Consider the following 20,042-nt stretch of genomic DNA (forward strand, 5'->3'; position numbering starts at 1 on the left):
TAGCGGCTTACTTCAGCTCGACGGTCGCGCCGGCTTCTTCAAGCTGCTTCTTGATCTTCTCGGCTTCGTCCTTGTTGACGCCTTCCTTGACAGCCTTCGGAGCCGACTCGACCAGCGTCTTGGCTTCGGTCAGGCCGAGACCGGTGATGGCCCGGACTTCCTTGATGACGTTGATCTTCTTGCCACCGTCGCCGGTGAGGATCACGTCGAACTCGTCCTTGGCTTCTTCGGCCGGAGCCGCGCCACCGGCGCCGCCGGCGCCCGGGGCCGCAACCGCAACCGCGGCAGCGGCCGAAACGCCCCATTTCTCTTCGAGGAGCTTCGAAAGCTCAGCGGCCTCGAGCACCGTCAGTTCGCTCAGCTGGTCAACCAGCGCGTTCAGATCTGCCATGATAATCTCCGTTCAATATTCTGATGATTGGACCCCGGCTTGCGCAGGGGCGACTTCGTCGACTTAAGCTGCTTCCTTGGCCCCATAAGCACCAAAAACGCGAGCCAGCTGACCGGCCGGCGCCTGGGTGATGCTGGCGAGCTTCTGCGCCGGTGCCTGAATCAGGCCGACGATCTTCGCACGCAGTTCATCCAGCGACGGCATGGTGGCCAGAGCCTTCACGCCTTCGGGGTTGAGAGCCGTCGCGCCCATCGCGCCGCCGACGATTTCGAGCTTGTCGTTCGTCTTGGCGAAGTCGACCACCACCTTGGCGGCGGCGACCGGGTCGATGGAGCTGGCGAGACCGACCGGTCCCGTGAGCATGTCGCCCAGCGAGAGATAGTCGGTGCCGTCGAGCGCGATCTTGGCAAGCTTGTTCTTCGAGACCTTATAGGTCGCACCGGCCTCACGCATCTTCGTCCTGAGCTGCGTCGACTGTGCGACGGTCAGGCCGAGGTTGCGGGTGACGACCACCACACCAACCTCGGAGAAGGTCTGCTTGAGATCGGCGACGGCCGCGGCCTTTTGAGCACGATCCATGCCATTCTCCACGTTTTGGTCGCACGGCAACAGCGCCGAACAACCGGTTCACAAGTCCAACGATGGGGAATGGGATGCCGCGCGGTAAGGCACGACCGGCCGGCGAACCGGCGATATATCCTGTCCCCGTCTCGGCAAGAGATTAAGCCGGAAACCGGCACTTGCTGTCTCGGACGGTGTCCGGGTGAACCCGGACGAGGGCGCGCCTATACGGGGATACGCGCGAAAGTCAATTCGCGATCAGCGCAGGCGCACCAGCATAACGTCGAGCGCTTGCAGGAAGCGCGAGCGATCGGCCTTGGAGAAGGCGGAGGGACCGCCGAGCTGTTCGCCGCCCGCGCGGAGATCGGCCATGATCGCGCGGGTCGCGACGGCGCTGCCGATTGAACTCGTGGTGAAGGGCCTGCCGTTGGGCGCCAGCACCGATGCGCCCGCTTTCAGACAGCGATCTGCGAGCAATATGTCTGCCGTCACTACCACTGCGCCCGGCCCGGCGCGCTCGGCGATCCAGTCGTCGGCGGCATCGAACCCGTCGCTCACGATGACGCGATGGATCAGCGGATGTGCGGGCACCCGGATCGGCGAATTGCTGACGATCGTGACCGGCACCTCGAGCCGCCACGCGACCTTGTAGATCTCGTCCTTCACCGGGCAGGCGTCGGCATCGACCAGGATGCGGCGGGTCGCCATGGGCGTCAGCTAGGCCGGCGCGGGGCGCCCTTGCCGGCGGGACCCTTGCGGAACGGCTTGCCCTTGTGGCGGATCGGCGAAGGGCCCGGGTGACGCGGAGCGGGCGGGCGCTGGTCGTTGCCGGTCGGCGCGGCACGGTGGAGCTTTGCGCGCGCAGGCGCGGCGGGCGCAGTGCCGGGACCATCGACCGGTTGGATACGGATGCCGCTGTCGTCCTCGCCGTCCTGGCCGGCGCTCTTGATCACCGCGGCCGCGAAGCGCGAGGCAAGGGCGCGCGGGATCTGAAAGCCGGTTTCGTTGGCCTGGATGCGGATCGCGCCGACCTCGTTCTTTGTGATCCCGCCGCGGCGGCAGATCAGCGGCAGCAACCAGCGCGGATCGGCATTCTGGCGACGGCCGACGTTCATCACGAACCAGACGGTGTCGTCGAAGCCGGGGCGATGATGTTGTTTGTCGGGCGCGAGGTTGGGGTTCGGCGTCGAGGTCAGCAATTCCTCGGGCTGCGGCATCGACGCGCGGTGCGCGTGGACCAGCGCGGCGGCGATATCCTCGGGCGACTTCTTCGCCATCAACTCGGCGGCGATCGCGCGGTCGTCGTCGTCGATCTCGACCTCGGCCAACATCGCGTCGAGCATCCGCTCGCGATCCTTGGCGCGGATGTCCTCGGGCGTCGGGACCGGCACCCAGCTGAAATCGATCCGCGCGCCCTTCAGCATCATCTCGACGCGGCGGCGGCGCGGGAAGGGAACGATGAGGACCGCGGTACCCTTCTTGCCCGCGCGGCCTGTGCGTCCGGAGCGATGCTGGAGCGTCTCGGCATCGCGCGGCAATTCGACGTGAACGACGAGGCTGAGCGTCGGCAGGTCGATCCCACGTGCCGCCACGTCGGTAGCTACGCAGACGCGCGCGCGGCGATCGCGCATCGCCTGGAGCGCGTGGTTGCGCTCGCTTTGCGAATGCTCGCCGGACAGCGCGACCGCCGCGAACCCGCGCTCGACCAGGCTGGCGTGGAGGTGGCGGACATTGTCGCGGGTCGCGCAAAACAGCAACGCCGTCTCCGCTTCGTGAAAGCGTAGCAGGTTGATGACGGCGTGCTCGATGTCCGACGGGCTGACCGCGATTGCCTGATAGGCGATGTCACCGTGCCCGCGATCCTCGCCGACGGTCGAGATGCGCAGCGCGTCGTTCTGATACTTCCTGGCCAGCGCGACGATCGGGCGCGGCATCGTCGCCGAGAACAAGAGCGTGCGGCGGTCGCGCGGGGTCGCGTCGAGCAGCGCCTCGAGGTCCTCGCGAAAGCCCATGTCGAGCATCTCGTCGGCCTCGTCGAGCACCGCGACCTTCAGCGTTGACAGGTCGAGTGCGCCGCGTTCGCTGTGGTCCTTCAGGCGCCCCGGCGTGCCGACGACGATATGCGCGCCGTGGCTGAGCGCGCGCCGCTCGCGGCTGGCGTCCATCCCGCCGACGCAGGTCGCGATCCGCGCCCCGGCCTTGGCGTAGAGCCACGACAATTCCTTGGCGACCTGTAGCGCAAGCTCGCGGGTCGGCGCGATCACCAGCGCCATCGGCGCGCCAGGCTGGGGCAGGCGGCCATCCTCGCCGAGCAATTCGCCCGCCATAGAAATGCCGAACGCGACGGTCTTGCCTGACCCGGTCTGCGCGGAGACGAGCAAGTCGCGGCCTTGGGCGGCGGGCTCGCTGACCTGCGCCTGGACGGGGGTGAGGGCGGAATAGCCCTTGGCGGTCAGCGCTTCGGACAGGGCGGCGGGCAGGTGCGAAAAGGGCATGCGATCTCAACAGCGATACGTTCGGCCCAAGGCTAACGCGCCGGGCCGGAAACGGGAATGGAAATAGGGATTGGATGTGCGCCTACGCTCTTTTGCGCCGTTTGGCAAAAGTCAGGCGTGAACCTTCATAGCCGCGTTCATCAAAGTAACGAGCACGGCCACCAGAGCAACGGCGATCACCAGCCAGTAACCCGGCCCGAATGCGGTCGCGCGATCGGGGTCGGCGCTGTCGTACCAGATCGTGTGGACGCCGCTCGGCCGCCAGCCGGCGCGGACGTAGCGCTTGACCTCGGCGACGTGACGCTCGCCATCCTCGTCCTGATAATGGACGGTTTCCTCGATCAGCCGCTGGTTGTCGCCGTCGGTGATCCGCCAGCCGCGCAGCGTGCCCATGCCCCAGAAATCGTCGCGCCGCTCAGCATCGGTATAGTCGCTCGCCCACACCACGGCCGCCGCCGGCTTCCACGCCGCGAACAAGGTCGCCGCGCGATAGAGGCAGTAGAGCAAGCCGAGCACCAGGGCCGGCGCCGCGAGGGTAACAAGATCCCGCATCCCGTTGGCTTGGGTAGCCGGCAAACCTCACGAACCGGTAAAAGCGAAAAGGGCCGGGAGTTTCCTCCCGGCCCTTCGCATTTCATCGGATGGCGACGATCAGGCGCCCGCGAGTTCCGCGGTGTCGACCTTGATCCCCGGACCCATCGTCGAGCTGAGCGCGACCTTGCGGACATACTTGCCCTTGGCGCCGGCCGGCTTGGCCTTGACCACCGCGTCGAGCAGCGCGTCGAAGTTCGCGCGCAGGTCTTCCGCGGGGAACGACGCCTTGCCGATGCCCGAGTGGATGATCCCGGCCTTTTCGACGCGATATTCGATCTGGCCACCCTTGGCAGCCTTGACCGCAGCCGCGACGTCCATCGTCACCGTGCCCAGCTTCGGGTTCGGCATCAGGCCCTTCGGACCCAGCACCTTGCCGAGGCGACCGACGATTCCCATCATGTCCGGGGTCGCGATGCAGCGGTCGAAATCGATCGTGCCGCCCTGGACGATTTCCATCAGGTCCTCGGCGCCAACGACATCGGCGCCGGCGGCCTTGGCCTCGTCGGCCTTCGCGCCCTTGGCGAACACGCCGACGCGGACGGTTTTGCCGGTGCCTTTGGGGAGGGTGACGACGCCGCGGACCATCTGGTCGGCGTGGCGGGGGTCGACGCCCAGGTTGAGGGCGACTTCGATCGTTTCGTCGAACTTCGAGGTCGCGTTGGCCTTGGCGAGCGAAATCGCTTCATCGACGCCGTGGAGCTTCTCGCGGTCGACCGAGAGAGCCTTCTGCTTCTTGCTAACGAATGCCATGTTCTCAGCCCTCCACCACTTCGAGGCCCATCGCGCGGGCGGAGCCTTCGATGATGCGGGTCGCCGCTTCCATGTCGTTGGCGTTCAAGTCCTTCATCTTCGTCTCGGCGATCGCGGTCAGCGCCGAGCGCTTGATCTTGCCCGCGGAGACCTTGCCCGGCTCCTTCGAGCCCGATTTCAGGTTCGCGGCCTTCTTGATCAGGAACGACGCCGGCGGAGTCTTCGTCTCGAACGAGAACGAACGGTCCGCATAGACGGTGATGACGGTCGGGATCGGCGCGTTCTTTTCCATGTCGCCCGTCGCGGCGTTGAACGCCTTGCAGAACTCCATGATGTTCACGCCGCGCTGACCAAGCGCCGGGCCGATCGGCGGCGACGGATTGGCGGCGCCGGCGGGCACCTGCAGCTTGATATAGCCGGTAATCTTCTTTGCCATGGTGGCTTTCTCTCACTCTGTTGGCGGCTCTGAGCGCTACAGCGCCCCGCCGTTTCAAGTTTAGCGGTACAAGCGGACGCACGCGCCCTCCCGCAGGTTTCCATTGCTGTAGCGTTGGAAGCGCGCGCCGATAGCCGAAGCGGGGCGCGGGATCAAGTACGGGGCGACGAAAGGGTTGAGAAGTTGGAAATCGTTTGACAGCCTCCGCGCATGTCAAAGCCGTTCAATCGCGCACAAACGCTGCAAAACACCGCTTTCCTGCGCGAATTGCGGCGCACCGGGAACGTCCGGCTGTCGGCGCGCGCGGTCGGGCTGAAATATTCGACGATCCAGCATCGCCGCCGCGCGCACCCGGCCTTCGCGCTTCGATGGGACGCCGCGTTGGTGTTCGCGCAGGCGCGACTCGCGAAACAGGGCCTGAAGAGTCCGAAGGCGCGGGAGGAGGGCAACAGGACCTCAGGCGGTGAGGCCGTCGTGGTCCGCCGCAACGACGGCAAGCTGCAGATGCGGCGCGCCCAGCCCGGCAAGCTGACCAAGCAATGCGAACAGGCGTTCCTGTCGGCGCTGTCCGTGTCCGCCAACGTCCGGCTGTCGGCCGCGGCGGCGGGCGCGGCGGAGGCGGCCTTCTATCGCCGCCGCCGTCGCGACAAGGGGTTCGCGCGCGAATGGCGGCTGGCGCTGGAGGCGGGGTATGAGCGGCTCGAAATGGCGCTGCTCGCCAGCGCCTCGCCCGCCAGCCACGAGGACGATGCGTGGCGCCACAACGCGCCGCCCGACATGCCGCCGATGACGGTCAACCAGGCGCTGCAACTGATGTACCTGCACCAGAAGGAAGCGCGGCTGGGCGGCACACACGAACTGTTGCGGCGGCGGCGGCCGGGCGAAAGCCGCGCGGAAATGTCGATGCGGCTGACCTTGCTCTACGAGGAACGGCAGGCGCGCGAGCAGGAGAAGATCGCGGTGGCGGAAGCCGAACGCCGCGCGCGGGGCGAGCCGAGTCCCTACGAAGCGTGGCGCGCGGTGGTCGACCTGGCGCAAGTCACCGGCTGGTCGAGCGCGGACCCGGCCAAGACGCCGCATGATCCGGACCGGGCGCTGTTCGGGGGATGGCGGATGCGGGAGTTGAGGAGGAAGCTAGAGTAGGCTTGGCTGCTGCCCGGTATCCTCGCGCGCGGCGCGCTTGAACGCGGCCCCGGCGTCGACCCACGGAATGTCTGGCCGCTTGCCCTGGAACAGTTCGGCAAGCGTCAGGATTTGCAGCCGCGGATAGCTTTTGCCGGTCGCTTCCGAATGGAACCGGCCGACCGCGGCGGCTTCCTTTTCCATCGGGCCGGACGGCATCGCCTTGGTGATGAATACGCCGATCGGCGACTTTTCGCGTTCCATCGCCGAATGGAGATCGCGGATCATCTGGACGCCGACATTGTCGCCGCCTTTGACCGACACCAGCGCCTTTTCGGTCTTCTTGCCGTCTGGCTTGAAATAGATGATGCCGTCGATGCCCCCGTCCGCGCCCTTTTTCTTGCCGCCGAACGGCATGGCGTCGACCATGCTGACCGCCCACCATTGGAACTGGTATTTGTCGCGCCGCGCCAAGTCCTCGGCGGAGGCGAGGTCCTTCGGCGTGCCCTCAACTGTGAACGCGATGCCGGGAAACGCGGCCTTCATCCGCTTTTCGATCAGGCTGATCGCCAGATGGGTGATGTCGATTCCGATCCATTGCCGGCCGAGCTTCTGCGCGGCGTGGACGGCGGTGCCGCAGCCGCAGAACGGGTCGAGGACGACGTCGCCTTCGTTGGACGAGGCGGCGATGATGCGTTCCAGTAGGGCGAGAGGTTTCTGGGTTGGGTAGCCGAGGCGTTCTTGGGCTTGGGAGTTGAGTGGTGGAATGTCTGTCCACACGTCCCCCAGCGGCACGCCTTCCTGCTCGTCCAAATACCGTTTCAGGCGGGGTACTGCACCCGGGCTTGGTTGGATAACGAGGCCGTCTTCATAAGCCTTTTGCATCCGGTCTTTAGTCCAGCGCCATACACGTGTCACTCCAAGAAACTCGTATGTAAGATTGGGGCGATCTTTGTTCGGATTCAAAAGATTATCGAGCTGATACCGCCGACCCGTCTCGGGTTCGACATTGGAGTAATGACTCCGGATATACGCGTCGGAATGACCAATATATTGGGAGTTCCAAGTGGCGCCGGAATCCTTCCGGGTCACCAATATGACGTCATGCGAACTTGCAAATCGGGTGAAGGCGTGGCCCTTCGCCGCCGTCCTATTCCAAATTATTTCGTTGAAAAATTTATCAGCCCCGAACACCCCATCCAGCAGCAGCTTGAGGTAGTGGCTCGCGGTCGGATCGCAGTGCAGATACAGGCTGCCGGTCGGCTTGAGCACGCGGTGCAACTCGATCAGGCGGATCGCCATCATCGACAGATACGCCATCATATCGTTTTCGCCGAGGAAGCCGCGCATCGCGTTCAGCAGGTCGAACGCCTTGGTATTGCCGCTGCGCGCGACCTGATCGAAGGCGTCCTCCGCCACGTCGTTCCAATGCCAGGTATCCTCGAACGCCTCGATCTGCGCGTCGGACGAACTGCCGGTCGGCGATTTGAACAAGATGTTGTAATTGGCGTTCGAATTGAACGGCGGGTCGAGATAGACGAGGTCGACGCTCTCGCTCGGCACATGCTCGCGCAGCACATCCAGATTGTCGCCGTAATAGAGCCGGTTGGTCATCGGCCCACCATGGCGGGAAATCGGGCGCGGCGGAAGGGGGCGTGGTGTTGGGGGCGGACCGACGCGGGAGTGAATCCCGCGTCGTCGTCGGACGGGTTCGCTTCGCGACCCGCCGGCCGGTCGAGCGCCGTTCTCGCGATTTAGCTGACGCTAAATCGCGTGCGGCTCCGACTTACTTGCTCCGCTCGACCTGTTCGAAGTCCAACTCAACAGGCGTCGCGCGGCCGAAGATCGACACGCTGACCTTGACCTTCGCCTTGTCGAAATCGAGTTCCTCGACCACGCCGTTGAAGCTCGCGAACGGGCCGTCGAGCACCTTGACGCTGTCGCCGATCTCGTAATCGACCTTGACCTGCGCCTTGGGCGCGTTGGCGGCGGCTTCGTCCTTCGAATTCAGCATCCGCGCGGCCTCGGCGTCGCTGATCGCCTGGGGCTTGCCGTTGGGGCCGAGGAAGCCTGTCACCTTCGGCGTGTTCTTCACCAGGTGATAGACGTCGTCGTTCATGCTGAGCTTGGCCAGCACATAGCCGGGCATGAACTTGCGTTCGACCGACACCTTCTTGCCGCGGCGCGCCTCGGTGACGGTTTCGGTCGGAACCTCGATCGCCTCGACCAGCTGATCGAGGCCCATGCGAGTCGCCTCGGCCATGATCGCGTCGCGGACCTTGCCCTCGAAACCCGAATAAGCGTGAATGATGTACCAGCGTGCCACGTGGGCGCTCCCCTTGATTGGTCTTACTTGGCCGCGAGGCTCAGGAGGAAGCCGACCAGCGCCTCGAACCCCGAATCGATCGCGAAGAAGAAGATCGCCAGGATCAGCGTCATGATCATCACCATGACGCCGGTCATGATCGTCTCGCGCCGGGTCGGCCAGACGACCTTGCGGGTCTCCGCACGGACTTGCTGGATGAATTCGACCGGGGATGTCTTCGCCACGTAACGGCCTCGCTAATGTTGTTCGCGTCCGGACATAGGACCGCCGCCCGCTCCCGTGAAGGGCCGGACGAAGGATTTCCGATGTCGGATTGGTGCGCGCGATACCCGCTTCGCGGCGGCTTTGCAACGGCGGAGAGGGCGGCGTTGCGAGCGGCTTGCCCGGCGCGCCGCGTTGCGGCAAGCTGCGCGCTCGGAAAAGCGCACGGAATTTGGGGGCCATGCCGGTACCGTATCGCACCATCAGGCCGCGCCCGCCGCGGGCCGAGCCGGTCGCCGCGCCGCCGCCCGCATCGGGCTGGACCGATTCGATCGCGCCGCTGGGCCTGATCGTGGCGGCGCTGGGCCTGATCGCAACCACCGCGCAGAGCCTGCTCGCCTATCTGACGGTCGACACGCCCTATCGCACCCTGGTCTACGAACAGCAGATCAAGCAGGCGGTCGAGGCGATCGATTACATGGAAAGCGCGATGAGCGACGTCGATCGCTGGAGTTCCAGCCGCGACCAGAATCGCCGCGACCCGCTGACCGTTCCCAAGGAGATGCGCGTGAAGATGCGGCGCTTCGCGGAGATCCCCGGGACCGTCTGGCTGCTCAAGCCCGACGCGCGGCAGGAGCTCGCCAACGCCGCGCTCCAGTTCAACAACTACGTCTCGCTGTGCGAGATGCCGGCCTACGTCAACAAGCAGACCAAGCCGGAAGCGTGCCATGATATGTACGCGAAGATCGGGCTATCGCTGGAGGCGTCGAAGAACCGGCTGCTCGATTATGGCAATATCCGGTCGCGGGCCCAGAACTGACGGAGGAAGGAACATGCGCGCCATCGCCAGTCCAGCAGTCGCAGCCGCGCTGATCCTCGCGAGCGCCGGTCCGGCGGGGGCGGACATCGTCAAGCCCAAGCCGGTCAAACAAAGCGGCCCCGCGAACCCGGCGTCGCCGTCCGCGGCCAACGCGACCGATCAACCGCCGGCGCCACGCACCAAGCAGGACCCGTGCGCCGACGTCCACACCTATCGCACCACCGCCGCCCGCGCGATGTGCGTCGCCGAACGCGGCTTTCCGCAGGTGCCCGACGGGGAGTAGGGGGCGGAGAAGGGTTTCGGTTTGTGGAGTGGGAAAGGGCCGCCGCGGCGAAGCCGCGTCGTCGGACGGTTTGGCTGTCGCCGACCGCCGGCCGGCCTCGCTGCGTCTGTCGATTAGCTGCGCTAATCGTCGCGCAGCGGGCCGTGGCAGGGGAGCTCGGATTCGAACCGAGGGCCTTCGGTTTTGGAGACCGACGCTCTAACCAGCTGAGCTACACCCCTAGGCCGCCGCGGCTCCTACCGTTCTCGCGGGGGGAGCGCAAGGCACTCGACTAATCGTAAACCGGTGCTCCGGCGCAGGCCGGAGCGTTGGAGGGTGGGTACGCCGCTTGCGGGCAGGGCTCCGGCCTGCGCCGGAGCACAGTAGAAGCGACGTTATGCCGCCGCCTGGTCGTCCCATTTGCGGTTCGCCAGCGCCCGCGCTTCCGCGACGGGGAGCGGGCGGCCGAAATAATAGCCCTGGACCTTGGTGCAGCCGAGCTCCTGGATCATCTGGTGTTCCTGCTCGGTCTCGACGCCTTCCGCGGTCGTCGCCATGCCGAGCGACTGCGCCAGCGCGACCACGGCGCGGATGATCGCGATCGGTTCGGCCTGACCCTTGGAGGCGGCCTGAACGAAGCTGCGATCGACCTTGATCGTCGAGAATCGCGTGCGCGCGAGATAGCCGAGCGACGAATAGCCCGTGCCGAAATCGTCGAGGCTCAACCGCACGCCGAGGTCGAGGACGCGTTCGAGCACCTGCACCGCGCCGGTGCCTTCGCGCATGAACACGCCTTCGGTCACTTCGAGTTCGAGCCGGTCGGGCGGCAGGCCGCTATTGGCGAGTGCCGAGGCGACGACCGACACGAAGGCGGGGTTGTGGAGCTGTTCGGGCGACACGTTGACCGCGACGCGGATCGGGTGCGGCCATTTGGCGGCTTCCGCGCAGGCCGAGCGCAACACCCATTCGCCCATCGGCACGATCAGCCGGGCGTCCTCCGCTAGGGGCACGAACTTGGCCGGCGAGATCACGCCGAGTTCGGGATGCGTCCAACGTAGCAGCGCCTCGAAGCCCTTCAAACGTCCGTCGCCGGCGGAGACCACCGGCTGGTATTCGAGGTGCATCTCACCCTTTTCGAGGGCCTGGCGCAGCGCCATTTCGAGGACGCGGCGTTCCTCCGCGGCGATGTGCAATTGCGGTTCGTAGGTGTTGAACGCGCCGCCGCCGCCGTCTTTCGAGCGATAGAGGGCAAGGTCGGCCGAGCGGATCAGCATTTCCGCGGTGCGCCCGTCGCGCGGGCCGATGGCGATGCCGATCGACGCGCCGATGAACAGGGTATGCGCGTCGAGTTCGTAGGGCTTGGATAGCGTATCGATGATCGCATGTGCGAGCCGTTCGACGCGCTCGCTATCGGACGCGTCGCGCACCACGACCGCAAATTCGTCGCCGCCAAGCCGCCCGATCAATTCGTTGTCGGTCATCAGCCGCGCCAGCCGCTCCGACACCTGGCCGAGCAAGCGGTCGCCGACCGGGTGGCCGAGCGAATCGTTGACCGCCTTGAACCGGTCGAGGTCGATCATCATGAAGCCGCAGCGCGTGTTCCATTTGTCCGCTTCGGCGATCGCGTGGGCGAGCTGTTCATGGAGCTGGAGGCGGTTGGGCAGGCCGGTCAGCGCGTCGAATCGCGCCATGCGGTTGATCTGGTCGGCGGATTCGCGTTCGGCGGTGATGTCGCGCCCGACGCCGCGGAACCCCAGGAACGCGCCGCGATCGTCGTAGCGCGGGCTGGCGGACAGCGCGAACCAGTGGAGCTGGTCCTTCACCTGGATCTGGAGCATCAGGTCGCGGAACGGTTCGCGCCCCTTCAGCTTTTCCGCCAGCGTGCGCAGCCCGGCGGTGAAATCACCCGATTCCCAGCGTTCGGCGGCGAGCGCCTGGAGCAGGGGCATGCCGTTGATCTTGACGGGGTCGAGGTGCACCGAGCGAGCGAAGCGCGGCGAGGCGCGGACGATGCGCCGCGCGGCGTCGGTTTCCCACAGCCAGTCGCCATCCTCCTCCTCGAATTCGCGGAGCAGCAGGCTGACGGTCTGGTCGCGCTCGGCGAGGCCGATCTCTCCGGCGCGGATCACCACCAAGGCGCGCGCCCGCTGAAGGCAGCCGATCATCAGCAGCACGACGAACAGGACAGTCGCCGCCGCCAGCAGCGGACTGCCGAGCCGGATCAGCATCGCGGTCACCGCCGTGCCGAGAATGCCGAGGAAGCTGAGCGTTGCCGTGGGCAGCGCCGCCATCGACACCGCGCTGGCGGTCATCATCACCGAGAGCAGGATCCACAACGCCATCGCGACGCCGATCGGCGCGTGGGCGCCGAGTGCGAGCGGCGGAATCGACCAGACGCAGGCGAGTCCCACGCCCTCGATCACGGTGTCGCGGACATCGTGCAGAGTCGCACTGATCGCATCGCGATGACGCGATGCCAGGCGGCGGATCGCCACGGTGGTGCCGACGATCCCGGTGACGATGCCCCAGCCGAACAGCAAGGTGCGCGGCACCTGGCCGTCGAACAGCATCACGATCAGCGCGGCACCCACCAGATTCGCGGCGAGCAGGAACATGGCGAGCTGGCGCCCGGCGTGCAGCTGCGCCGCGCGAATCGGCCCCCAGTCCGTGGTGTCCGGGGGGTCATACAGCCCCAGCAGCGCGCGGACGTCGATCCGCGGTTTGGGAAATTGTGACGAAGCGCCTGTACTCACCCCGGCGCGATAGCGCGGGGAGGGTTAGCGAAGGGTTAGGATGGCGGTCAAAAATGCCGCCCCTGCCAACGAAAACGGCTCGACCCTTCGATCACCCGATTTACCGCGCCCGGCGGCTAAGCCGTTCGAATCACGCCGCGATCGCGTAGGGCTTGATCTCGCCGGCGAGGTAGAGGTTGCGCGCCTTGGCCCGGCTGAGCTTGCCCGAGCTGGTGCGGGGCAGGGTGCGCGGCGGGATGAGTTCGATCACGCAGTTCATGCCGGTCACCGACCGCACGCGCTCGCGGATTTCGTCGCGCAGGCGGAGCCGTTCGGCCTCGTCGGTGGTGCGGCACTGGACCAGCACCGCGGGGGTCTCCTCGCCGCCCGGCGCGGTGATCGCGAAGGCGGCGATGTCGCCGGCCTTGAAGCCCGGCAGCTGCTCGACCGCCCATTCGATGTCCTGCGGCCAGTGGTTGCGGCCGTTGACGATGATCATGTCCTTGGCGCGGCCGACGATGTAGATGTAGCCGTCCGACATGTAGCCCATGTCGCCGGTGTCGAGCCAGCCGTCCTTCATGCACGCGGCGGTCGCTTCGGGGTCGCGGAAATAGCCGACCATCAGCGACGGTCCGGCGCACCACACCTTGCCGATCGCGCGGTCGGGGAGCGGGGTGCCGTCCTCCTCGCGAATCTCGATCCGCATGTCGCGCGCGGGCTTGCCGCAATTGACGATGGCGCGGTAGCGCTGGGGCCGGTCGCGGCGGCCTTCCTGACCGGAAAGCTGTGTTTCCTCAACGAGTTCGACGCGGATGCCCTCGCCGGGTGGCATGATCGAAACGGCGAGCGTCGCTTCGGCGAGACCGTAGCTGGGCAGGAAGGCGCTGGCCTTGAACCCGGCATCGGCGAAGGCGTCGACGAACGACTGCATCACGTCGGGGCGGATCATGTCGGCGCCGTTGCCCGCGACACGCCAGCGCGACAGGTCGAAGCGGTCGGCGACATGGCTCTGGCTGCCGATGCGGCGCGCGCAGATGTCGTAGCCGAAGGTGGGCGAATAGCTGAGCGTGGTGCCCGGATTGCGGCTGATCAGGTCGAGCCAGGCGAGCGGACGGCGCGCGAAATCCTCGGTCTTGAGATAGTCGGTCGAGACCTGGTTGGCGACGATCGACAGGAAGCAGCCGACCAGCCCCATGTCGTGATACCAGGGGAGCCACGACACGCAGCGGTCGCCGTCGCCGACGTTCATGCCGATCGAATGCGCCGCGAGGTTGGACAGGAGCGCGGCGTGGGTGATCGCGACGCCGTGCGGGAAGCGAGTCGATCCGCTGGAATATTGCAGATACGCGACGTCGCCGGTCTTGGCCTGGGGCAGGGTCGCGTCGGGTGCGGCGCGCTGGCCGAATTCGGCCCAGTCGATCCCCTCGACGCCGCAATTCTTCGCCGCTTCCGCGCACATCGCGCCGATTTCGGGCGGGTAGATCAGCATCGTCGGGTCGCAGCTGTTCAGCTGAACCGACAACTGGTCGATATAGCTTTGCGCACCGCCGAAGCTGGTCGGCAGCGGCAGCGGTACCGGCCAGGCGCCGGCATAGACCACGCCGAAGAACAGGGCCGCGAAATCGGTGCCTGTCTCCGCGATCAGGGCGATGCGATCCTGCGGCTTCACGCCCGCGGCGATCAGGCGGCGGGCCATCGCCAGCGCGTCCTCGCGCAGTTCGGAAAACGGATAGGGCCGCACCAGCGTCCCGCGCGGATCATGGAAATTGAGACCCTTGGTGCCTTGCGCGGCATAATCCAGGGCCTCGCCCAGCGTCGCGAAGTCGGCGTAGCGGCGGGGCAGCGAGTCGTCGCTCGGGGTGGGGCTAAGCCCGGCCGGTCGTTCCATCACTGCGTCAGTCGTGTCCATTGTCATGCGTTTGTCGCGCCCATGTTCTACGTCCTGCCCATCTACGCGGGCTGTAACCATGCCATTGGTAGACCCCCTGCCAATAGCACGTGTTTAGAATCGGCAATCAGTGTGGCACAAACATGGCGACATGCCTCGGCTTCCTCGTCCTTCCGCCCCGCCGCTCGACCGTCCGGCGCTTGAGCGGCTGGCGTTGCGGTATGTCGAGCGTTTCGCGACGACCCGCGCCCGGCTGACCGACTATCTGAAGCGGAAGATACGCGAACGCGGCTGGGAAGGCGAGGGCGCAGACCCCGCAGGGATCGCCGAGCGGTTCGCCGAACTCGGCTATATCGACGACCGCGCCTATGGCGAGGCGAAGGCGAACGCGATGGCGCGGCGCGGGCTGGGCGCGCGGCGCGTGGCGGGGGCGCTGCACCATGCGGGGGTAAGAGGCGAGGATGCCGAGGCGATCGCGCCGGGCATCGAGGAGCGCGCGGTCGAGGCGGCGATCGCGTTTGCCCGGCGCAAGCGGATCGGGCCTTTCGCCGCGGCAATCGCCGATCGCGAGCTTCGCGAGAAGCATATCGGGGCAATGCTGCGCGCCGGGCACGCGCCCGCGCTCGCCAGGCGGATTGCCGCCATGACGCCGGGGGACGATCCCGGCGATCTGTACACTTGATCTGGATCAAAACGGGACCGAAACGATCGGCCGCGAATCTTTTGGATTTTGCGCCGAACGTGATAGACATAGCTGTTCAGGGGGTAAGTGTGCGCGTCGAACCGCAGCCGGATCACATGGAACGGCCGCTGCAGCCGTCGGAAACGACCGTCGCGTCACCCGCGCCGGCCGAAGAGGCACTTTATACCGGCGTCATCAAATGGTTCGACGTGACTCGCGGGTTCGGCTTTCTGGTCGACGACAATCAGGCGGGCGACGTCCTGATCCACTTCTCTGTGCTCCAGCCGCACGGGCGGCGCAGCCTGCCCGAGGGCGCGCGGATCGAATGCCGCGCGGTGCTGCGCCAGCGCGGGCTGCAGGCGACCGAGATATTGTCGATCGACCTGTCCTCCGCCGTGGAGCCGCCGCCGCGCCTGCGGAGCGAGGGCGAGCGTGTCGATCCGATGGCGATGCTCGCCCAGGCCGGCGAGTTCGAATCCGTCTCCGTAAAGTGGTTCAATCGGTTGAAAGGCTATGGTTTCCTGGTGCGCGGATCGGATTCGAGCGATATATTCGTCCATATGGAAACGCTGCGCCGCGCCGGATTTCACGAAGTCGAGCCGGACCAGCGGATGCGCGCGCGGATCGTCAACGGGCGCAAGGGTCCGCTGGCGGTCGCGGTCGACCGGGACGAATGATCGCATGAAGTTTCGCGGATTGCTGTTGCCGCTGGCGCTGTGCGTGCTGCCCGCGGGGTGCGCGACGGGCGACGCTGCCGGCAATGATACGGGCAACAGCGCGACGGCGGCGCGCACGATCGCGGTGACGATCACGAGCAAGACGGGCGCCCACACCTTCCAGGTCGACCGCGCGACTACCGCGGCGGAGCAGGAGCGGGGCCTGATGTTCCGCACCGACCTGACCGACAGCAACGGGATGCTGTTCTGGCCCTATCCCCCCAACGGCCCGCCGCGCGAGGCGAATTTCTGGATGAAGAACACGCCTAGCGCGCTCGACATCATCTTCATCCGCGCCGACGGCACGATCGCGCACATCGCGGCGGATGCCGTGCCGTACGACGAAACCCCGCTGTCGTCGGGCGAACCGGTGGCCGCGGTGCTGGAGATCAAGGGCGGCCGCGCGGCGGCGCTGGGCATCGCCGAAGGGGACAAGGTTAGCTGGGCGAAATAGATTTTGATTGGACCCCTATGGCCTCTCATTATCAAAGACGATCCGGTAATATCGTATTGCTTAAGTCAATTTTCTCCAATTCCCTCTGGCAGTCATACTCAGATGGTTCTTTTCCGCATGGTACGGAATAGTTGTATACTTTATCCTTGTTAAGGTCGATTAATAGTCGAGCTTGTCGAAGTTTGTCTTCTATTACGCTCTGCATGCCATCTATTTCTCTCACCGCTAGGCCCTGCGGGAAATTTGGATTCTCATCGATAAGTCTTAGAATAAATTCGTTATATGTGATATTATCCTGATATATATCATACATAGTCTGATAAAAAGTTCTAGCTATAATGTCGGACTTTTCTATGTTAAACTCGACATTTAAATATTCTATATCATTTTGATATTTCTTTTTACTTAACATCGCCCCATCGCGGATCTCATAATATTGTTGCGAATGCGGCTTGGGTCTACGTAGGGCGGCGGTGCCCATCGTCTGCATGTCTTGCCGCCCCTCCAGTTGAGTATTGTATGTAATCGATAGCATACCGATCAATTGAAGACGCTGTAATGCTCGATCACGCCAATTTTCCTTATCTTGAATATGTTGCTGTAGATATGGCACGGCAAAAGCCGTGATGATTACGGCAATGCTCAAGACAGATGAGATGCCTGCAATTACGGTCGCTCGTCGGGCCTCGTGCACAGCGGCCCAATCAGGAAGCAGCTCGACTTTATCTTTGGCGCCGGACTGCCGGGAAAGAAAACGTGCATTGGCGATGACTTTTCGAGTCCGTCGGTGACGTCGGGCCACAACCAAAATTCGCATCTTCCGGATCCAGCGTTTCATCGCTGATAAACTACCTGATCGCACAACGATGATTACCCCCAAATGACGTCAGCCAGTTCGTCGACAACCTGCCATATGATTGTTCGCCGCTAAGGGAATCTCCTCAATCCGCAGTAAATTGGCAACAATTTTGCTTTGCAGCGCTGGCGCAATCAAGCCTACTTTCGGATGCACAATCCCGATGGGATCGCCAGTCCGGTTAACTGGCTGCCAGTCCCCCATTCGCTTGCCCTCGCTCCGCCCGCCCGCTAATCGCTCGGCCATGGGCATCAATCTCAATCCCTTCACCTGGTGGAACGGCATCAGTTGGGGCACGGCGGTCGGGCTGATCGGCAAGGAACGCGTCGGCGAGGACGCGCTCGGCAACGTCTATTACCAGGGCGGCAGGGACACGAACGGCAATCCGCGCCGCTGGTGCGTCTATGCCGGCGCGAACGACGCCAGCCGCGTGCCGCCCGACTGGTTCAGCTGGCTGCACCATCAGATCGACGACGTGCCCGACCGCGCGTTGCCGCCGCAGCGGCGCTGGGAGAAACCGGCGGTGCCCAACATGACCGGCACCGCGCTCGCCTATCGCCCGCCCGGCGCGCTGGAAAAGGGCGGCAAGCGCGCGCCCGCGACCGGCGATTACGAAGCCTGGACGCCCGACGCATGAACTGGCGCCGCGTGGTCGGCGTCGTCGCTGCACTGGCTGGCGCGGGAGCGGCGGGCTGGGCCGGGTATAACTGGTATCAGGGGCAACAGGCGAAGGCGCCGGTCGCCGTGGCGTCCGCTCCCGCGACGGCGCTCGACGAAGCCGATGTCGCGGGCGGGGTGGAGACGGTCGACGTGTCGGGCGATCCCAGCAACCCGCAAGCAGGCACGACGCCGATGAAGGACCGCGTCGCCGTGCTCGGCCTGCTCAACAAGCGCAACGGCCAGGCGCGCGACCTGACGCTGAAGCCCGGCCAGGCGGCGCGAGTCGGCAACGCCATCGTCCGGCTGCGCGCGTGCGAACAGACCGCGCCGTGGGAGGCCGAGCATTATACCGGCGCGTTCGTCCAGCTCGACATCGCGCAGACCGACGGATCGTGGAAGCGGGTGCATTCGGGCTGGCTCTACAAGGAACGCCCGAACCTGAACGTCGTGCGCGACCCGGTCTATGACGTGTGGGTCAAGAGCTGCACGATGTCCTTCCCGGCCAGCGGCCCCGACACCGTGACCGCGCCGACCGAGACCAAGGGCAAGTCGAGTGCGCCGAAATCGCCCGATGGCGGGGCGGACGACTCCGCCGCAGCACCGAGCGAACCCTCGATCGCGCCGCCCAGCAACGCGATGTAATCGCCGCGGCTGATCTCCACCGCGCCCAGCGTGGCGAGGTGCGGGGTCATGAACTGGCAGTCGAGCAGGGTGAACCCGCCGGCCTTCAGCCGCGCGACGAGCCAGGCGAGCGCGACCTTCGACGCGTCGGTCGCGCGGCTGACCATCGATTCGCCGAAGAAGGCGCGGCCGAGCGCGAGGCCGTACAAGCCGCCGACCAGCGCGTCGCCGTCCCAGCATTCGACCGAATGGGCGTAGCCGCGGAAATGGAGGTTGGTGAAGGCATGCTCGATCGTCGCGTTGATCCAGGTCTCGGGACGGTCGTCGGCGCTTTCGGCGCAGAGCGCGATGACCTCCTCGAACGCTGCGTCGGCGGTGACGCGGAAGCGGTCCGACGCGATCGTTTTCCTCAGCGAGCGCGACAAATGGAAGCCGTCGAGCGGGAGGATCGCGCGCTTGCGCGGCTCGACCCAATAGACCCCGGCGGCGTCGCGCGCATCGGCCATCGGGAACACGCCCACCGCATAGGCGCCGAGCACGAGGTTGGGGTCGAGGATGTCGTAGGAGGGTTCGGGCAGATGCTTCACCGCGTTTCGCTTCCGTGCTCCGGCGCAGGCCGGAGCGCTGGCAACACTAGGCGAGCTCTATCGCCAACGCTCCGGCCTGCGCCGGAGCACAGGTTGGGGCGAGCGGCCCTCACCGCGCCGGGACCGACAGCCATTGCTCGACCTCTCGCCACAGCCCGGCAAAGGCGTCGGCGGCGAGGGAGCGGGCGGCGAATTCGCCGACCGGCGCGCGCTGCACGCTCATCTGTTCGATCGCACTTGCCATCGGGATGGCGGGCCAGCCGGGGTTCGCCGCGACGCTGTCGGTATGGAGGCGGCGGCGGCGGTCGACCATGACGTGGACCGGCAGCACGCGCTTGGTCGTGCCGAGATAGCCGATCAGCTCCTCGAACGCGCGTTGCGACAGCGGGGAGGGGATGACCGGCACGACGATCAGGTCGGCGGCGCGCATCGCCTGCTTGTTGGTTTCGGTCAGGCCGGGCGGGCAGTCGAGCAGGATGCGGTCATACTCCTTCGCCAGCCCGTCGAGCAGTTTCGCGAGGCGCTTCTTGCGGTCGATCTGGTGGAACAGCAAGTCGAGGTCGCGCAGCGACGCGTCGGCGGGGATCAGGTCGAGCCGCGGGGTCGCGGTCGCGCGGATCAGCTTTTCGGGTGCGGCGTCCTTCGAAAAGATCGACAGGGCGTCGCCTTTCGCCTTCTTGCTCGTCAGCAGGAAGGTGCTCGCCGCCTGGGGGTCGAGATCCCAGAGCAGGGTGCGGCGCGACGACAGCGACGCCGCGGCCCAGGCGAGATTCACCGCCAGCGTCGTCTTTCCGACGCCGCCCTTCAGGCTGTAGATCGCGATGGTCGCCATGACGCGGCGCAGCGTGCCCGTTCGGGGCAAGTGAAGCAACGGCCCGCATCGCTGCG

22 protein-coding genes, 1 tRNA gene and 1 pseudogene are annotated in these 20,042 nt (G+C 65.7%); 8 read left to right on the top strand and 16 right to left on the bottom strand.

Going from position 1 to position 20,042, the window contains the following annotated elements:
• Positions 1–7: 7 nt before the first annotated feature.
• From rplL to rplK, 7 genes are all read right to left on the bottom strand, one after another.
• Entirely contained in the window at positions 8–391 is a 384-nt protein-coding gene (gene rplL, locus J0J06_RS01940) for a 50S ribosomal protein L7/L12 (protein WP_294039675.1), read from the bottom strand.
• A gap of 63 nt (positions 392–454) precedes the next feature.
• A complete protein-coding gene (rplJ, locus tag J0J06_RS01945) occupies positions 455–970 on the bottom strand; it encodes a 50S ribosomal protein L10 (protein ID WP_294039676.1) in 516 nt (171 codons plus the stop codon).
• Between the two features lie 240 nt (positions 971–1,210).
• Complete coding sequence (locus J0J06_RS01950) at positions 1,211–1,660, bottom strand: YaiI/YqxD family protein (RefSeq protein WP_294039677.1); 450 nt, start codon at positions 1,658–1,660, stop codon at positions 1,211–1,213.
• Between the two features lie 5 nt (positions 1,661–1,665).
• Positions 1,666–3,447 carry a DEAD/DEAH box helicase gene (locus J0J06_RS01955; protein WP_294039678.1) on the bottom strand — a complete coding sequence of 594 codons (1,782 nt, stop codon included), beginning with the start codon at positions 3,445–3,447 and terminating at the stop codon, positions 1,666–1,668.
• A gap of 111 nt (positions 3,448–3,558) precedes the next feature.
• Positions 3,559–3,999: a DUF3592 domain-containing protein gene (locus tag J0J06_RS01960; RefSeq protein ID WP_294039679.1), complete on the bottom strand. Its 441-nt coding sequence runs from the start codon at positions 3,997–3,999 to the stop codon at positions 3,559–3,561.
• Positions 4,000–4,098: 99 nt separating this feature from the next.
• Positions 4,099–4,791, bottom strand: a complete 693-nt coding sequence (gene rplA / locus J0J06_RS01965; protein WP_294039680.1) for a 50S ribosomal protein L1 — start codon at positions 4,789–4,791, stop codon at positions 4,099–4,101.
• A 4-nt stretch (positions 4,792–4,795) separates the two neighbouring features.
• Positions 4,796–5,227, bottom strand: a complete 432-nt coding sequence (rplK, locus tag J0J06_RS01970; RefSeq protein WP_294039681.1) for a 50S ribosomal protein L11 — start codon at positions 5,225–5,227, stop codon at positions 4,796–4,798.
• Between the two features lie 210 nt (positions 5,228–5,437).
• Here rplK and J0J06_RS01975 point away from each other — a divergent pair, with 210 nt between their 5' ends.
• Positions 5,438–6,370, top strand: a complete 933-nt coding sequence (locus J0J06_RS01975) for a hypothetical protein (protein ID WP_294039682.1) — start codon at positions 5,438–5,440, stop codon at positions 6,368–6,370.
• Here J0J06_RS01975 and J0J06_RS01980 read toward each other — a convergent pair.
• From J0J06_RS01980 to secE, 3 genes are all read right to left on the bottom strand, one after another.
• On the bottom strand, positions 6,362–7,963 hold the full coding sequence (locus J0J06_RS01980) for a DNA methyltransferase (RefSeq protein WP_294039683.1): 1,602 nt from the start codon (positions 7,961–7,963) through the stop codon (positions 6,362–6,364). The two genes, J0J06_RS01975 and J0J06_RS01980, sit on opposite strands and share 9 nt — an antisense overlap.
• Before the next feature lie 172 nt (positions 7,964–8,135).
• Positions 8,136–8,675, bottom strand: a complete 540-nt coding sequence (gene nusG, locus J0J06_RS01985) for a transcription termination/antitermination protein NusG (RefSeq protein WP_294039684.1) — start codon at positions 8,673–8,675, stop codon at positions 8,136–8,138.
• A gap of 23 nt (positions 8,676–8,698) precedes the next feature.
• A complete protein-coding gene (gene secE / locus J0J06_RS01990) occupies positions 8,699–8,899 on the bottom strand; it encodes a preprotein translocase subunit SecE (protein WP_294039685.1) in 201 nt (66 codons plus the stop codon).
• 218 nt (positions 8,900–9,117) lie between these two features.
• Between secE and J0J06_RS01995 the strand changes: the two genes are divergently transcribed.
• Both J0J06_RS01995 and J0J06_RS02000 read left to right on the top strand, forming a co-directional pair.
• Positions 9,118–9,696: a hypothetical protein gene (locus tag J0J06_RS01995; RefSeq protein WP_294039686.1), complete on the top strand. Its 579-nt coding sequence runs from the start codon at positions 9,118–9,120 to the stop codon at positions 9,694–9,696.
• A gap of 13 nt (positions 9,697–9,709) precedes the next feature.
• The gene (locus tag J0J06_RS02000; RefSeq protein WP_294039687.1) at positions 9,710–9,979 is read left to right on the top strand and encodes a hypothetical protein; all 270 of its coding nucleotides are present in this window, start codon (positions 9,710–9,712) and stop codon (positions 9,977–9,979) included.
• A gap of 144 nt (positions 9,980–10,123) precedes the next feature.
• On the opposite strand, the gene J0J06_RS02005 is transcribed toward J0J06_RS02000, so the two are convergent.
• The 3 genes from J0J06_RS02005 to J0J06_RS02015 form a co-directional block, all read right to left on the bottom strand.
• A tRNA-Trp gene (locus tag J0J06_RS02005) sits at positions 10,124–10,200 on the bottom strand.
• 153 nt (positions 10,201–10,353) lie between these two features.
• Positions 10,354–12,711 carry a bifunctional diguanylate cyclase/phosphodiesterase gene (locus J0J06_RS02010; protein ID WP_294039688.1) on the bottom strand — a complete coding sequence of 786 codons (2,358 nt, stop codon included), beginning with the start codon at positions 12,709–12,711 and terminating at the stop codon, positions 10,354–10,356.
• A gap of 130 nt (positions 12,712–12,841) precedes the next feature.
• Entirely contained in the window at positions 12,842–14,605 is a 1,764-nt protein-coding gene (locus tag J0J06_RS02015; protein WP_294039689.1) for a fatty acyl-AMP ligase, read from the bottom strand.
• A 124-nt stretch (positions 14,606–14,729) separates the two neighbouring features.
• Between J0J06_RS02015 and J0J06_RS02020 the strand changes: the two genes are divergently transcribed.
• The 3 genes from J0J06_RS02020 (at position 14,730) to J0J06_RS02030 (ending at position 16,430) form a co-directional block, all read left to right on the top strand.
• On the top strand, positions 14,730–15,260 hold the full coding sequence (locus J0J06_RS02020; protein ID WP_294039690.1) for a RecX family transcriptional regulator: 531 nt from the start codon (positions 14,730–14,732) through the stop codon (positions 15,258–15,260).
• Positions 15,261–15,376: 116 nt separating this feature from the next.
• Positions 15,377–15,937, top strand: coding sequence for a cold shock protein (locus J0J06_RS02025; protein ID WP_294040802.1), 561 nt, complete (start codon positions 15,377–15,379; stop codon positions 15,935–15,937).
• A 4-nt stretch (positions 15,938–15,941) separates the two neighbouring features.
• A complete protein-coding gene (locus J0J06_RS02030) occupies positions 15,942–16,430 on the top strand; it encodes a DUF192 domain-containing protein (RefSeq protein ID WP_294039691.1) in 489 nt (162 codons plus the stop codon).
• A 31-nt stretch (positions 16,431–16,461) separates the two neighbouring features.
• Here the strand turns inward: J0J06_RS02030 and J0J06_RS02035 are convergent, their stop codons facing one another.
• Positions 16,462–17,268, bottom strand: a complete 807-nt coding sequence (locus tag J0J06_RS02035; protein ID WP_294039692.1) for a hypothetical protein — start codon at positions 17,266–17,268, stop codon at positions 16,462–16,464.
• Between the two features lie 262 nt (positions 17,269–17,530).
• On the opposite strand from J0J06_RS02035, the gene J0J06_RS02040 reads away from it, so the two are divergent.
• Positions 17,531–17,923, top strand: coding sequence for an NADH:ubiquinone oxidoreductase subunit NDUFA12 (locus J0J06_RS02040; protein WP_294039693.1), 393 nt, complete (start codon positions 17,531–17,533; stop codon positions 17,921–17,923).
• A 215-nt stretch (positions 17,924–18,138) separates the two neighbouring features.
• A pseudogene (locus J0J06_RS02045) lies at positions 18,139–18,372 on the top strand (DUF2155 domain-containing protein); the annotation flags it as partial.
• A gap of 35 nt (positions 18,373–18,407) precedes the next feature.
• Here the strand turns inward: J0J06_RS02045 and aat are convergent.
• Both aat and J0J06_RS02055 read right to left on the bottom strand, forming a co-directional pair.
• Positions 18,408–19,154, bottom strand: a complete 747-nt coding sequence (gene aat / locus J0J06_RS02050) for a leucyl/phenylalanyl-tRNA--protein transferase (protein ID WP_294039694.1) — start codon at positions 19,152–19,154, stop codon at positions 18,408–18,410.
• Between the two features lie 109 nt (positions 19,155–19,263).
• A complete protein-coding gene (locus J0J06_RS02055; RefSeq protein ID WP_294039695.1) occupies positions 19,264–19,986 on the bottom strand; it encodes an AAA family ATPase in 723 nt (240 codons plus the stop codon).
• Positions 19,987–20,042 lie beyond the last annotated feature (56 nt).

The organism is Sphingomonas sp., assembly GCF_017304615.1.
Classification (GTDB): domain Bacteria; phylum Pseudomonadota; class Alphaproteobacteria; order Sphingomonadales; family Sphingomonadaceae; genus Sphingomonas.

Coding starts and splice junctions, on each gene's coding strand:
- rplL (WP_294039675.1), bottom strand. CDS start 391: ATGGCAGATCTGAACGCGCTGGTTGACCAGCTGAGCGAACTGACGGTG.
- rplJ (WP_294039676.1), bottom strand. CDS start 970: ATGGATCGTGCTCAAAAGGCCGCGGCCGTCGCCGATCTCAAGCAGACC.
- J0J06_RS01950 (WP_294039677.1), bottom strand. CDS start 1,660: ATGGCGACCCGCCGCATCCTGGTCGATGCCGACGCCTGCCCGGTGAAG.
- J0J06_RS01955 (WP_294039678.1), bottom strand. CDS start 3,447: ATGCCCTTTTCGCACCTGCCCGCCGCCCTGTCCGAAGCGCTGACCGCC.
- J0J06_RS01960 (WP_294039679.1), bottom strand. CDS start 3,999: ATGCGGGATCTTGTTACCCTCGCGGCGCCGGCCCTGGTGCTCGGCTTG.
- rplA (WP_294039680.1), bottom strand. CDS start 4,791: ATGGCATTCGTTAGCAAGAAGCAGAAGGCTCTCTCGGTCGACCGCGAG.
- rplK (WP_294039681.1), bottom strand. CDS start 5,227: ATGGCAAAGAAGATTACCGGCTATATCAAGCTGCAGGTGCCCGCCGGC.
- J0J06_RS01975 (WP_294039682.1), top strand. CDS start 5,438: ATGTCAAAGCCGTTCAATCGCGCACAAACGCTGCAAAACACCGCTTTC.
- J0J06_RS01980 (WP_294039683.1), bottom strand. CDS start 7,963: ATGACCAACCGGCTCTATTACGGCGACAATCTGGATGTGCTGCGCGAG.
- J0J06_RS01995 (WP_294039686.1), top strand. CDS start 9,118: ATGCCGGTACCGTATCGCACCATCAGGCCGCGCCCGCCGCGGGCCGAG.
- J0J06_RS02000 (WP_294039687.1), top strand. CDS start 9,710: ATGCGCGCCATCGCCAGTCCAGCAGTCGCAGCCGCGCTGATCCTCGCG.
- J0J06_RS02015 (WP_294039689.1), bottom strand. CDS start 14,605: ATGACAATGGACACGACTGACGCAGTGATGGAACGACCGGCCGGGCTT.
- J0J06_RS02020 (WP_294039690.1), top strand. CDS start 14,730: ATGCCTCGGCTTCCTCGTCCTTCCGCCCCGCCGCTCGACCGTCCGGCG.
- J0J06_RS02025 (WP_294040802.1), top strand. CDS start 15,377: ATGGAACGGCCGCTGCAGCCGTCGGAAACGACCGTCGCGTCACCCGCG.
- J0J06_RS02030 (WP_294039691.1), top strand. CDS start 15,942: ATGAAGTTTCGCGGATTGCTGTTGCCGCTGGCGCTGTGCGTGCTGCCC.
- J0J06_RS02035 (WP_294039692.1), bottom strand. CDS start 17,268: ATGAAACGCTGGATCCGGAAGATGCGAATTTTGGTTGTGGCCCGACGT.
- J0J06_RS02040 (WP_294039693.1), top strand. CDS start 17,531: ATGGGCATCAATCTCAATCCCTTCACCTGGTGGAACGGCATCAGTTGG.
- J0J06_RS02055 (WP_294039695.1), bottom strand. CDS start 19,986: ATGGCGACCATCGCGATCTACAGCCTGAAGGGCGGCGTCGGAAAGACG.